This window comes from Janthinobacterium sp. RA13 (assembly GCF_000745325.1).
Taxonomy (GTDB): Bacteria; Pseudomonadota; Gammaproteobacteria; order Burkholderiales; family Burkholderiaceae_D; genus Janthinobacterium; species Janthinobacterium rivuli.
Genome location: NZ_JQNP01000001.1, coordinates 2,901,756 through 2,914,621 on the forward strand (window position 1 = coordinate 2,901,756; position 12,866 = coordinate 2,914,621).

Here is a 12,866-nt window from a genome sequence, read left to right on the forward strand (position 1 = left end):
ATTAGGGGTAGAGGGTCACGCTCAGGGTAAGCGGCTTACAGAATCTGTTTCACGTCGGCCATGGTGATGCTGCCCACGCCCGGCACATTCAATTTCACGCCATTCGCGCCCGTCGACACGCTGGCGACCGAACCGAACATCAGCGCCGTTGCATCCTTGAGCTTGGTGCCTCCACGCGTCGCTTCCACCGTGAAGGTGTAGGCGCCGTCGGCCAGCACGACCGGTTTGCCATCCTTGTCGAGGTCGGCGGTGGACCCGTTCCAGCCCAGCGGCAAGGTGCCCGCCGCCTGTGCGCCCAGGTCGATGGAATGGACTTCCTTGCCATCCTTGTAGATGACGACCTTGACCTTGTCGGCTGGCGTGGCCAGGTCCACGCCCAGCAGCGCGGCGCTTTTGCTCAGGTTGATGTCCTTGCCCGCCGTCAAGACGCCATGGCCGATGATGTTGGCCGCCTGCATCGATTCGGCTTGCTGGTAGCTGGCTTTCAAGCTTTCCACGGTGGTATTGAGCTTGTTGACGCCCGTTACCGTCGACAGCTGGGCAAGCTGGCTGGTCAATTGCGCATTGTCCAGCGGATTCATCGGATCCTGATTTTTCAGCTGGGTGACCAGCAGGGTGAGGAATTTGTTCGTTTCCGCTTCGACGCTGCCTGGCTCGGCCGTCGTCTTCTTCGGATTCATCGTCGCCATCAGGTCGGTGATTTTAGAGGTACTGGTATCGATGGTTGCCATAATGATCAGTCAGCCTTATTGGCCGATGGTGAGGGTTTTCAGGAGCAGCGACTTGGCCGCGTTCATGGTTTCCACGTTGGTCTGGTACGAACGCGAAGCCGAAAGCATGTTGACCATCTCGTCGACCGTATTGACGTTGGGCATGGTGACGTAGCCCTTTTCGTCGGCCAGCGGGTTCTTCGGGTCGTAGACCAGCTTCATCGGCGACGGGTCTTCGATCACCTTCTGCACCTTGACGGCCGTGGCGCCATTGGCCATGGGCACGGCTTCGAACACCACCTGCTTGGCGCGGTAGGCTTCGCCCGTGGCGCTGGTGGCGCTGTCCGCATTGGCCAGGTTGCTGGCCACCGTGTTCAGGCGCTGCGCCTGGGCGCTCATGGCCGAACCGGAAACATTGAAGATATTAAATAGCGACATGATTATTGTCCTCCCTGGATGGCCGTCAGCATCCCCTTGATCTGCGAGTTGAGGAACGTCACGGCCGCCTCGTAGCGGATGGCGTTGTCGGCAAAGGCATTGCGCTCGAGATCCATGTCGACCGTATTGCCATCGACGGCGCCCTGGGCCGGCGCGCGGTACAGCAGCGGCGTGCCGTCGGCCAGGGTCTCGACCTTGCCGCCACCGCTTGCGCCCGCTGCGGCGGCCACGCCCCTGCCCGGCATATGCTGCGGCGCCGTGCCCTTCAGGGCAGGCGGCACACCATCCTTGCGCGCCATCGCGCCCTTCAGGGCGGCGGCGAAATCGACATCGCGCGCCTTGTAGTTGGGCGTGTCGGCATTGGCGATGTTCGAGGCGAGCAATTCCTGGCGCGTCGAGCGCAGGCTCAGCGCCGTCTCGTTGAAGCGCATGTAATCGTCGAGTTTCCCTATCATGTCAGGCTCCGGAAAGATCTGCCACTGGCGCCCGAGATGGCGGAAGGATGGCGGTATAGTGATGACAGGAAACATAGTACGGCGCCCACCAGCAAGACCATCGCCGGATCAGACCGTACTTTTACCCCTTAATCGGCGCTTCGAACGGGGCCGCCCGCACTATCATGGCAGTATTCCAGAGGCCTATCACCATGAAAACACCGCTTGCTTTCCTCTTCGCTCTTGCCGCCCTGCCACTGCTGGCCCAGGCGCAAAACGCCGGCCGGCAAACGCCGGAAGCACTGCGCAACAGCGTGGAACAATTCCTGCAAGTACAAAGCAACGGTTTGCCGGGCAAGGTGACGATCACCGTCGGCGCCGTCGATCCGCGCCTGAACCTGGCCGCCTGCCCCGCGCCGCAAGCATTCATGGCGCCGGGTGCACGCGCCTGGGGCAAGACCACCGTCGGCGTGCGCTGCACGGCGCCCTCCAGCTGGACCATTTATTTGCAAGCCAACGTGGCCGTCGTGGGCGACTACGTGGCCAGCGCCGTGCCGCTGGCGCAAGGACAAGCCATCGACGCCAGCCAGCTGGTGACGATGCAGGGCGACCTGGCCGCATTGCCAGCAGGCATCGCCACGGACATGGCCCAGGTGGTCGGCGCCAGCACGAATATTTCCTTACCGCCAGGCACGCCGATGCGCCTCGACACCTTGCGCCGCAAGCCGGTGGTGATGCAGGGCCAGCTGGTGCGCGTCGTTTCGAGTGGCAACGGTTTCCAGGTGGCATCAGAAGGACGCGCCATCGGCAGTGCCGGCGATGGCCAGACGGTGCAGGTGCGCACGCAGAGCGGCCAGCAGATCAGCGGCGTGGCGCGGGCCGGGGGGATGGTCGAAGTAGCCTTCTGAACACGGATGGACAGCGATATTGTGGTCTGGCGCACTAAAGTTTCGGGAGAAGGTGCCGATAATGACACATATCCCGGAGTTTTTTGACTTCGACCAGACGAGGATCACGCTGTGAAAATTACCGACAACACCATTAAAAGCAATCCCGGCCTGCCGGTGGCGCCCGCGAGTACCTCCGGCGCCCGGAATGCCGAGAAAGCCCAGGCAACACCGACAACGTCGGACAATGTACGCCTGTCGCCGCAAGGACAGGCATTAGCGGCCAGTGCAACTGCCGGCAGCGGCGCCGTGTTCGACACGAAAAAAGTCGAACGCATCAAACTGGCGATCGCCGACGGCCAGTTCCAGGTCAACTCAGAAAAAGTGGCGGACGGTCTCCTCGACACAGTCAAGGACTTGCTGCACTCACGAAATAGATAGGTTCCCTCATGCAATCAGTGACTCCGTTTTCCAGCCTGCGCGACGAGCAACAGCTCATGACCACATTGCTGGCATTGATGAAAGAAGAACAGCGGCATCTGGTTGCGGCTGACATCGATGCAATCACGGAGCTCACCGTACGCAAGACAGCACTCGTAGGACAATTGAGCCAGCTGGCGGCGCAACGCCACCAGGCGCTGGCTGCAGCGGGCTTTCTCGCCGCCGAAGCGGGCATGGAAGACTGGCTGGTCGGCGCCAATGAAGCGGAAGCGGCGCCCCTGTGGAAAGCCTTGCTCGAGACGACGCGCGAAGCCAAGGAACAAAACCGCCTGAACAGCCTGCTCGTCAACAAGCACATGGTACATACGCAAGGCGCCCTGAACGCCATGCGCCCCCCGGCCCAAAGCGGCAATTTCTACGGCCCCAGCGGCCAAGCAACGACGAACACGGCCAGCCGGCGCGTCGTCATCGGCTAATTTCCCTTATTGAGCAGTTCAACCGTGCGCGGGACGCCCCGCGTGCTGGCGCCATTTCGCCACGATGGCTTGCGCCCTGGCGCTGGCGGCCGCCTGCTGCTCCGGCGTCAGTTCCGCCTGCAGCCAGTGCCAGTATTCATCCTGATATGGATTGGTGACGCCGGGCGCGAGGATATCGTCGTAGACCTGGCGCAGGGCCAGCAGGTAGCCATACGCCTGCGACGCATCCTTCTGTACCACCTCGCCATCGCGCAGGTAGGCCATCATCAGCGTCGACACGCTGCTCAGTTCCGCCTCGTCCGCCTGCGCCGTCAGCTGGGCGATGGCTTGCCGCTTCCACGCCAGCACCAGCGGATCGTCGGGACGGTTGCGCAGCGCGCTGCGGTCGCCGAACGGCCCTTCCGACAGGAACAGGGTGGCGGCGCCGGGCACGCCGGCTTGCGCGGCGCTGGCCAGATAAGCGAGACGGTCCTCGCGCTGGCGCTGCGTCAGGCCCCCGCACAACTGCTGCTGGGCGGCTTTTTCTTCCACCGTCATCTCGCGTCCCAGTTCGAATTCCAGCCCCGGCAAGCGGCTTTCGCGCTGGAAGACGATGCAGTCGTCGATCAGGTTGAAGGCCGCATACGCGTCTTCCGGCTTGCCGCTGGCGCCCAGGCGTTCTAGCCGCCGCGCCAAAGTCACGGCAACGGGCGCGGCATCGGCGGCCGGGGTGGCGTCGATATTCAGATACGACGCCAGGCTGCGCCCCGCCGGCGCGCTGGCGGCAACGGCGACAGGTTCCGGCGCGCCGCCGTCCGGTGCGGGCCAGTACACGAGCGCCAGCACGGCCGCGATGGCGGCGGCGATGGCGATGCCGGTGAATTTGACGTTCATGGAGACGATGCGCGTGGATGGGAAGCGCACGTTACCACAAGCGCGCGGCAGCGGGCCGCACGCCTGTGCATCCTCAGCCGCCGGCCTTTTTCGCCTGGTGGCCCAGCTTGGACAGCGCGGCCAGGATGGTGTCGACATGGTCGCCCTGCACTTCGATCACGCCATCCTTGACCGTGCCGCCCGAGCCGCACTGCGTGCGCAACTGCTTGCCCAGCAGGGCCAGCGCGATGGCGTCCAGCGCCAAGCCTTTTACCACGGTGACGCTCTTGCCGCCGCGGCCCTTGGTCTGGCGCGACACGCGCACCGCGCCGTCGCCGATTGGCGCCGCTTTGGCTTGCGCCTTGCACGCGCATTGCGCCAACGGCTGGCGGCAGGCTGGACACATGCGGCCCGTTTCGGTGGAATAGACGAGACCGCCCAGGGAGCTGCTTTTCATGAGGAAGAGATAAAAGAGAGAATGCCGCGATTGTACCAAGCGGCGGCGTTCAATTGGCTGGCGCCACGGGCGCCGTCGGCACTTCCGTCACCGTTTCGGGGATGCCCGACAAAATCGTCACGGCGACCCGGCGGTTGCGCGCGCGCCCTTCCGCCGTTTCATTGGGCGCCACGGGAATATTGTCGGCGTGGCCGACGGCCGTCAGGCGCGAAGCCTTGACGCCGCTGGCGATGAACAGGCGCACCACAGCGCTGGCGCGCGCGGCCGACAATTCCCAGTTCGAGGCAAAGTTCGAATTGCTGATCGGCTGCACATCCGTATGCCCTTCCACCTGCACGTCGTGCGTGTCGTCCTTGAGCAGCACGGCCACGGCGCGCAGGGCCTGGTCCGACTCCGTCGTCAGGCGCGCCGCGCCCGGATCGAACAGCACGCTGGCATTGATTTCCACGCTCACGCCGCGGCTAGTCTGCGTGACCCGCACCTTGCCCTCCTTCACCAGCGGCGCCAGGGTCGACGTCAGGTCCTGCGCCAGGCGCGTCATGTGTTCGCGCTCGCGGCGGATGGCTTCCGTGCGGCGTTTCAGGGAGGGATTCGGCAGCGGAATGGCTTGCGGCGCTTCCATGATGATGGGCGGCGCGCCCTTTTCCAGGCTGAAGGCCTGGCCGATGGCATTCTGGAAGACGCGGTATTTGCCTTCGTTGACTTGCGAAATGGCGTACATGACGACGAAAAAGGCGAACAGCAGGGTGATGAAGTCGGCGTACGAGATCAGCCAGCGGTCCTGGTTGTCCGGTTCCTCGTCATACTTCCTGCGCGCGCGCCGCATCATGGTCAATGCTCGTGCAGCAGGCTCGACACGCGCTCTTCGATGATGCGCGTATGGTCGCCCGTGGCGATGTCGTACAGCACGGCGGCCGTGATTTCGTATTGCAGCACGCGGCGCGACACGATGGCCTTGAGTTTATTTGCCACCGGCAGGAACAGCAGGTTGGCCAGGCCCACGCCATAAATCGTCGAGACAAACGCCACGGCGATGCCGCCACCTAATTTGCTCGGGTCGGTGAGGTTTTCCATGACGTGGATCAAGCCCAGCACGGCGCCCAGGATGCCGATGGTGGGCGAATAGCCGGCCGCCGATTCCCACACCTTGACGGCCTGGCGCTCGGCCATTTCGTAGGCGGAAATTTCCACGTCGAGCAGCTGGCGCAGCTTGTCGGGCGCGATGCCGTCGACGATCATGCGCAAACCCTTGGCGTTGAAGCGGTCGGCCGTGTTTTCCATCAGGCGCTCGAGCGCCAGCGGGCCGTCGCGGCGCGCCGTCAGACTCCATTGCCCGATGTCGCGCGCCAGCGCGGCGCGCGTGTCGGACGGCGGCAGGAAGACCCAGCGCAACATTTCCAGGCCACGCACAAAAGTGCGCAGCCGCGTTTGCAGCAGCACGGCGCCGAAGGTGCCGACGATGACGATGGCAAAGGCGGCCGGCTGCAGCAGGGAGGCCATCTTGCCGCCTTCCAGTGCCTGGCCGACCAACAGGCCCGCCAGCGCCAGCGCCAGCCCGATTACGCTGGACCAGTCCACGCCAGCTCCCTCAAGGTTGCGCGCAGGCGCGCGACGGCCTGGGTATGCAGCTGCGAGACGCGCGATTCCGACACGCCCATCACCGCGCCGATCTCCTTCAGGTTCAGCTCTTCTTCGTAGTACAGGCCCATGAGTATTTTCTCGCGTGGCGGCAGCGCGTCGATGGCATCGATCACGGATTGCCGGAAATCGGTATCGAGCAGGGAACGCAAGGGGTCGCTGTCCTCGTCCACGCAATGGCGGTCGAGGAAGCTGTCATTGCCGTCCGGGTCATGAAAGTCTTCGTAGTACACGAGCTGGTGGCCGCCGCCGTCGCCCAGCATTTCCTGGTAGTCGGCCAGCGACATTTTCAGCAGCTTCGCCACTTCCGACTCCGTCGGCGGGTGGCCGAGGCGCTGCTGCAAGGTGCTCATCGCCTCTTCGATCTTGCGCATGTTCTGGCGCATGCTGCGCGGCAGCCAGTCGCTGGTGCGCAATTCGTCGAGCATGGCGCCGCGGATGCGCAGCACGGCATACGTCTCGAACTGCGCGCCATGCGTCTCTTCATAGCGGCTGATGGCATCGAGCAGGCCGATCATGCCAGCCTGGATCAGGTCATCGACCTCGACCGAAGGCGGCAATTTCGCCTTCATATGGTGCGCCAGACGCTTCACCAGCGGAATATGCTCCGTCAGCAAATAGTCCTTGTTCGATTTCCCTTTGACCGTGTACATAGGCTGCTTATTGTTTTCTCATCTTATCTGGTGCTACGGTTGGCTTCAGGCGCTGAACTGGTGCGGGCTCCCCGTCTGGTACAAGGTGCCGCCCAGCACCGGCGCCGCCGAACGGGCCAGCCGCTCGGCCAGGCCGCGAAACGCCACCGAGGCGCCCGCCAGCGGAAACGCATCGACCACGCTGCGGCCCAGGCGCGCCGCGCGGTGCAGATATTCATCGGCAGGCACCGAACCCATCGAGGTCAGCTTCACGGCCAGGTAGCGGCTCGCCGCCTGCGCCATATTATCGTATACCACTTTTGCTTCGGATTCGGAAGCGCCGGTGACGAGGATGCCGAACGGACGGCGTCCCAGTTCCTGGCTCAGGCGCTTGATCAGGCAGTACGCCGCCTTGATCGAGGTGGCGCTGGTGGACACTTGCACGACGATATCCGATGAGGCCATCAGCGGCACGGGGAAGCAGTCGCCCTCGTCGGCCATGACGCCGTCGACCAGCACGATGCCGCTCTGGCGCGCCAGCACCTCGAAGGTCTTGCCCAGGCGGCGCAGTTCGTCCTCGCCCGCATAGTCCATGCTGTCCATCAAATGGTTGCGCGCACCCAGGCTGGCCACGCCGAAGCCTTGCGGCACCTGGTGGATGACCTGGTTCAAGCCGCACTGCTGGCGCGCCACGTCGCGCAGGCTGGCGCCGTGCGCCAGGCCCAGGCGCGCAGCCACGCCATCGCTGCCGCCGCTGGCGTCGAGCAGCAGCACGTCATTGCCGCCGTAGGCGAGCGAAGCGCCCAGGTTGACCAGCATGGCGCCCTTGTCGTCCTGCGGCGTGGCCGACAGGAACGTCATGACGCGCGGCTGCGGGCCGGCCAGCATGCGGCGCAAGCCTTCGGCCTGATCGAAATCGAAATTAGCCAAGGTGCACCCCGCGCGCTTCATTGTTGCGGGCGGCCGCCTGCGCCATCAGCAGCGGCAGTTCGGCATCGGAAAACTGCGTGGCCGCCGAGTCGCGCTTGAGCTTGAATGCGCGGTCGATCAGGTAGCCGCGGTCGGCCAGGTACAGGTCTTCCGGCACGCGCTGGCCGTTCGACACATAAAACAGGTTCAGCTTCTGGCGGATCACCACGTCGAGCACATTGCCGATCGAGGCCGCTTCATCGAGCTTGGTCATGATGCAGCCGGCCAGGCCGCTGCCTTGATATGCGCGCACCACTTCGTTGAGGGTCTCCTGCGTCGCGGTGGAATTGAGGCACAACAAACGTTTCACGTCGGCGCCGGCGCCCGACAGCATGGCCACCTGCTCCGTCACCATCTGGTCGCGCTGGCTCACGCCGACCGTATCGATCAGCACCGTGTGCTTGTTCTTCAATTCCTTCAGGGCGATGCGCAGGTCCGCCTCGTCCTTCACGGAATGCACCATCACGCCGAGGATCTTGCCGTAGATGCGCAATTGCTCATGCGCGCCGATACGATAGGCATCCGTGGTGATCAGGGCCAGCTTTTCCGGGCCGTGGCGCATCACGCAGCGAGCCGCCAGCTTGGCCGTGCTGGTGGTCTTGCCGACACCGGTCGGGCCGACCAGGGCAAACACGCCGCCCTGCTCCAGCATGGCGTCTTCATTGGCCACCGTGTTCAGGTTGCGGCTCAGGACGGTCTTGATCCAGCGCATGCTTTGCGCGCCATCGAGGCCGGCCGGCAGCTTGTCGATCAGGTAGCGCGCCAGGCTGGCAGAAAAACCGGCGGCCAGCATTTCGCGCAGCACGACGGCTTTTTGCGGCTCGCGCTGCTGCGTCGAACCCCATGAAATTTCCGCCAGCTGGGTTTCCATCATGCCGCGCATGGCGCGGATTTCATTCATCATGCCGCTCATCTCGGCGGCGGCGTTTTCCTTGACGTGCGCCAGCGCGCTGGCCATCATCTGCTGCATGCGGGCCATGTCCACTGGCTCGGAGGCAGCCTGGCGCGGTGCGGCAGGACGTGGCGCGGCCGGGCGCTGGGCCGGGGCGGCCGGACGCTGCGGCGTGGCGAACTGGGTCTGCAACTGGGGACGGGGCTGGGCCATTTCGGACGCGGCCGGCGGCGACGCCAGCGAAGCGGCATCGTCATTGGCCAGCGCGAGGATTTCCACCACGCCATCGGCCTGGCGGTTCGACAGGATCACGGCGTCGGGGCCCAGCGCTTCACGCACCTTGCGCAGCGCATCGCGCGACGAGGCACCCGTAAATTTCTTCACATTCATGACCGGCCTCCCAGGGCGGGGGTGGCGCAATATTGGCTGAACTGTGTGACCATCGTCGACTCCTGTTGCTTGAGTGCTGTCTTCCACATGGACACAGATCACCCGGACAGTTTCCATTATTAGCGATGCTTACAGGAAATGATCGAAGGAACAGGACGGGAAAGTACCCGTTATTCAGTTTGCCGGGAGGAAATTACGGTTTTTTTAACCCAAAGCAACAACTGGGGTCGACCCCTGAGGGTTCGACCCCGGCCCTTCGCTTGGGTTTGCTTTATTGCGCGCCCACCAGCGCCGTGACGCGGATGGTCTTGGTTTCCGGCACTTCCGCATGCGACAGCACCTTGAGCTGCGGCAAGGCGCGGCGCAGGAAGCGCGACAGCAGGGCGCGCAGCGGCGCCGGCACCAGCAGCACCGGCGTCAGGCCCAGCGCTTCCTGTTGCTGCGCAGCCAGACCCGCCTGGTGCGCAATGGTGTCGGCCAGGCCAGGCTCGATGCCGGCGCCGTCACCGCCATTGCCCATCGCTTGCATCAGCAGCCGCTCGAGACGGCTGTCGAGTGTCATCACGGACAGTTCGGCCGCGCCGGGGAACAGTTGCTGCACGATGGCGCGGCCCAGGGCCACGCGCACCAGCGCCGTCAGCTCGTTCGGGTCTTGCGTGCTGACCGTATGCTCGGCCAGGGTTTCGATGATGCTGCGCATGTCGCGGATGTGCACGCCCTCGGCCAGCAGGTTTTGCAGCACCTTTTGCAAGGTCGACAGCGACAGCATCTTCGGCACCAGGTCTTCCACCAGGCGTGGCGCATCCTTGCCCAGATGGTCGAGCAGGGACTGGACTTCCGCGCGGCCCAGCAGTTCCGACGCGTGCGAGGTGATCAGGTGATTCAGGTGCGTGGCCACCACGGTGCCCGCGTCGACCACCGTGTAGCCCATCGATTGCGCCTGGTCGCGCAAGCTGGCGTCAATCCAGGTGGCGGGCAAGCCGAAGGCGGGGTCGTTGGTGGCCAGGCCCGGCAAAGTGCCGCTGGCCATGCCGGGGTTGATCGCCAGGAACTGGCCGTTGAACGCTTCGCCCACGCCCACTTCCACGCCCTTCAAGGTGATGCGGTAGGCGGACGGCTTCAATTCCAGGTTGTCGCGGATGTGCACGGGCGGCGCCAGGAAGCCCACTTCCTGGGCAAATTTCTTGCGGATACCCTTGATGCGCTTGAGCAATTCGCCACCCTGCGTCTTGTCGACCAGGGGAATCAAACGGTAGCCCACTTCCAGGCCCAGCGTATCGACGGGCATGATGTCTTGCCAGCTGGCTTCTTCCTGCTCCGGCGCCACGGTCGCTTGCGGCGCTTCGGCCGGCTTTTCGGCCGCCTCTTTTTCCTGCGTGCGTTTTTTGCTGATCAGATAGGCGGAACCGGCCAGCAACGACGCCAGCAGGATGAAGACCATGTTCGGCATGCCGGGAATCAATCCCATGCCGCCGATGATGCCGGCGGTAATATAGAGCACTTGCGGTTTCGCAAACAATTGTCCCACCAGCTGGGTGCCGATGTCCTGTTCGCTAGCCACGCGCGAGACGACGATACCGGCCGCCGTGGAAATGATCAGCGAAGGAATCTGCGCCACCAGGCCGTCACCGATGGCCAGCAGGGTGTAGTTCTTCAGTGCGTCGGCAAAGCCCATGTCGTGCTGCAGCAGGCCCACCAGCAAGCCGCCGACGATGTTGATGACGGTGACCATGATGCCGGCGATGGCGTCGCCGCGCACGTATTTGCTGGCACCGTCCATGGCGCCATAGAATTCCGCTTCCTGCGCCACTTCCGTGCGGCGGCGGCGCGCTTCGTCTTCGCCGATCAGGCCGGCGTTCAGGTCGGCGTCGATGGCCATCTGTTTGCCGGGCATCGCGTCCAGCGCGAAGCGGGCGCCCACCTCGGCGATACGGCCCGCACCCTTGGTCACCACCGTAAAGTTGATGATCGTCAAAATAATGAAGACCACGATACCGACCGTGTAGTTGCCGCCAATCAAGAAGTGACCGAACGCTTCAATCACTTTACCGGCCGCGTCGGCGCCCGTATGGCCTTCCGTCAGCACCACGCGCGTGGACGCCACGTTCAGCGACAGGCGCAGCATGGTCGACACGAGCAAGATGGTCGGGAACGCCATGAAGTCGAGCGGCTTGACCGTGTACAGCGCCGTCAGCAGCACGATGATGGACAGCGCGATATTAAAACTGAAGAAGATGTCGAGGATGAAGGCCGGCAGCGGCAGCACCATCATCGCCAGCAGCATGATGATGATGATAGGCGCGGCGATGCCCTTGCTGGCGTTGCCACCCATTCCACTGAGCCAGGCTGGCATTCTCAGGCCGTTCATGGTGTACTTCCTTTATTCTTGTCTGCTGCGCCGGCTGCGGGCGGTGTCTGCGATGCGGGATTGTGCGGGTCGAGCTCGGGCGGCACGTCGAGTTTCTTCGGCTTGTCGGGACGCTCGCCCTGGCCCTTGCCATAGCTGCGCAGCTGGAACACATAGGCCAGCACTTCGGCCACGGCGCCATACAGCGCCTCGGGAATCTCGTCGCCGATGTCCGTATGCTGGTACAGCGCGCGCGCCAGGGCCGGCGCTTCCAGGATGGCGACCTTGTGCTCGCCCGCCAGTTCGCGGATCTTCGCCGCCACCTCGTCGATGCCCTTGGCCACCACCTGCGGCGCGCCGCGCGAATTCTCGCCATACTTCAAGGCCACCGCGTAGTGGGTAGGATTGGTCACCACCACGTCGGCCTTCGGTACGTCGGCCATCATGCGGCGGCGCGACATTTCATGCTGCATCTGGCGGATCTTCGCCTTGATCTGCGGATTGCCGTCCGACTCTTTCGACTCTTGCTTGACTTCCTGCAAGGACATTTTCATCTTGTTGGCGTAGTGCCACATCTGGTACGGCCCATCGATGGCGGCGATCAGGCCCAGCGCGCCGACGATCAACAGGAAGGCCGTGATCAGCAGGCTGATCAGATGGGCCGAGCCGGCGCGCAGCGATTCCACCGACAAGCCCAGCACGGCGTCCTTTTGATGCTGCATCACCATCCAGGCCACGACGCCGACGACGAGGGTCTTGGCGATGGCCTTGAGCAATTCCACCAGCGCATTCTTCGAAAACATATTGCCCAGGCCGCGAATCGGGTTGAGCTTGCCAAAATTGGGGGTGAACGCCTTGGAACTGAACAGCCAGCCGCCCACCAGCACGGGCGAGGCCAGGGCGACGAGCATGATGGCCAGCGCGTACGGTAGGCAAGTGAGCAAGACGGAGCCCACGTCGTAGCCGATGCGCAACATCATCGCGTCGGGATTGAGGATCTGCTCGCGGTCCAGGGTCAGGCCGGACACCATCACGGCCGTCAGCCGCCGCACGATGGCGTCGCCGGCAAACCACAGGCAGCAGCCGGACGCCATCAACACAGTAAACGTTGCCACTTCACGCGATCGCGGAACGTCGCCTTCCTCACGCGCCTGCTCGAGGCGCTTCGGTGACGCGGCTTCGGTCTTTTCTGCGTCGCTGTCTTCCGACATCAATCAACTCCGGTGAAGTCCTGCAGCCTGGCTAGGCGCAATACGGACTGGGCATGTTGCATTATCGGTTCAGACGGGCGCGCGCCATCGGC

Annotated in this window: 15 protein-coding genes; 3 read left to right on the forward strand and 12 right to left on the reverse strand. The window is 64.0% G+C overall.

What is annotated here, in order from left to right:
• Positions 1 to 35: 35 nt before the first annotated feature.
• The 3 genes from FG13_RS12850 to flgB are packed head-to-tail and all read right to left on the reverse strand — an operon-like array spanning position 36 to position 1,603.
• A complete protein-coding gene (locus tag FG13_RS12850) occupies positions 36 to 731 on the reverse strand; it encodes a flagellar hook assembly protein FlgD (RefSeq protein WP_035821390.1) in 696 nt (231 codons plus the stop codon).
• Positions 732 to 746: 15 nt separating this feature from the next.
• Positions 747 to 1,148, reverse strand: coding sequence for a flagellar basal body rod protein FlgC (gene flgC, locus FG13_RS12855; RefSeq protein WP_034754081.1), 402 nt, complete (start codon positions 1,146 to 1,148; stop codon positions 747 to 749).
• A 2-nt stretch (positions 1,149 to 1,150) separates the two neighbouring features.
• Positions 1,151 to 1,603 (reverse strand): flagellar basal body rod protein FlgB, encoded by a 453-nt coding sequence (gene flgB / locus FG13_RS12860; RefSeq protein WP_035821392.1) that lies wholly within the window; start codon positions 1,601 to 1,603, stop codon positions 1,151 to 1,153.
• Between the two features lie 191 nt (positions 1,604 to 1,794).
• Here flgB and flgA point away from each other — a divergent pair, with 191 nt between their 5' ends.
• From flgA to FG13_RS12875, 3 genes are all read left to right on the forward strand, one after another.
• Positions 1,795 to 2,490, forward strand: a complete 696-nt coding sequence (gene flgA, locus FG13_RS12865; RefSeq protein WP_035821393.1) for a flagellar basal body P-ring formation chaperone FlgA — start codon at positions 1,795 to 1,797, stop codon at positions 2,488 to 2,490.
• Positions 2,491 to 2,601: 111 nt separating this feature from the next.
• Positions 2,602 to 2,910 (forward strand): flagellar biosynthesis anti-sigma factor FlgM, encoded by a 309-nt coding sequence (gene flgM / locus FG13_RS12870; protein ID WP_034787161.1) that lies wholly within the window; start codon positions 2,602 to 2,604, stop codon positions 2,908 to 2,910.
• Positions 2,911 to 2,918: 8 nt separating this feature from the next.
• Positions 2,919 to 3,386: a flagella synthesis protein FlgN gene (locus FG13_RS12875; RefSeq protein WP_035821394.1), complete on the forward strand. Its 468-nt coding sequence runs from the start codon at positions 2,919 to 2,921 to the stop codon at positions 3,384 to 3,386.
• Positions 3,387 to 3,404: 18 nt separating this feature from the next.
• On the opposite strand, the gene FG13_RS12880 is transcribed toward FG13_RS12875, so the two are convergent.
• From FG13_RS12880 to flhB, 9 genes are all read right to left on the reverse strand, one after another.
• The gene (locus FG13_RS12880; protein ID WP_035821395.1) at positions 3,405 to 4,289 is read right to left on the reverse strand and encodes a hypothetical protein; all 885 of its coding nucleotides are present in this window, start codon (positions 4,287 to 4,289) and stop codon (positions 3,405 to 3,407) included.
• A gap of 43 nt (positions 4,290 to 4,332) precedes the next feature.
• Positions 4,333 to 4,695, reverse strand: a complete 363-nt coding sequence (locus FG13_RS12885) for a translation initiation factor Sui1 (RefSeq protein WP_035821397.1) — start codon at positions 4,693 to 4,695, stop codon at positions 4,333 to 4,335.
• Between the two features lie 49 nt (positions 4,696 to 4,744).
• The gene (gene motD / locus FG13_RS12890; RefSeq protein ID WP_035828035.1) at positions 4,745 to 5,521 is read right to left on the reverse strand and encodes a flagellar motor protein MotD; all 777 of its coding nucleotides are present in this window, start codon (positions 5,519 to 5,521) and stop codon (positions 4,745 to 4,747) included.
• A gap of 5 nt (positions 5,522 to 5,526) precedes the next feature.
• Entirely contained in the window at positions 5,527 to 6,273 is a 747-nt protein-coding gene (locus FG13_RS12895; RefSeq protein ID WP_035821399.1) for a flagellar motor protein, read from the reverse strand.
• Entirely contained in the window at positions 6,255 to 6,986 is a 732-nt protein-coding gene (locus FG13_RS12900; protein WP_035821402.1) for an RNA polymerase sigma factor FliA, read from the reverse strand. Before FG13_RS12900 ends, FG13_RS12895 begins: the two co-directional genes overlap by 19 nt.
• Positions 6,987 to 7,031: 45 nt before the next feature.
• Positions 7,032 to 7,895 (reverse strand): MinD/ParA family ATP-binding protein, encoded by an 864-nt coding sequence (locus FG13_RS12905; protein ID WP_035821406.1) that lies wholly within the window; start codon positions 7,893 to 7,895, stop codon positions 7,032 to 7,034.
• Positions 7,888 to 9,216: a flagellar biosynthesis protein FlhF gene (gene flhF, locus FG13_RS12910; RefSeq protein ID WP_034754102.1), complete on the reverse strand. Its 1,329-nt coding sequence runs from the start codon at positions 9,214 to 9,216 to the stop codon at positions 7,888 to 7,890. Before flhF ends, FG13_RS12905 begins: the two co-directional genes overlap by 8 nt.
• Positions 9,217 to 9,487: 271 nt before the next feature.
• Positions 9,488 to 11,584 (reverse strand): flagellar biosynthesis protein FlhA, encoded by a 2,097-nt coding sequence (gene flhA, locus FG13_RS12915; RefSeq protein ID WP_035821417.1) that lies wholly within the window; start codon positions 11,582 to 11,584, stop codon positions 9,488 to 9,490.
• A complete protein-coding gene (gene flhB / locus FG13_RS12920; RefSeq protein WP_035821418.1) occupies positions 11,581 to 12,774 on the reverse strand; it encodes a flagellar biosynthesis protein FlhB in 1,194 nt (397 codons plus the stop codon). Before flhB ends, flhA begins: the two co-directional genes overlap by 4 nt.
• Between the last annotated feature and the right edge of the window lie 92 nt (positions 12,775 to 12,866).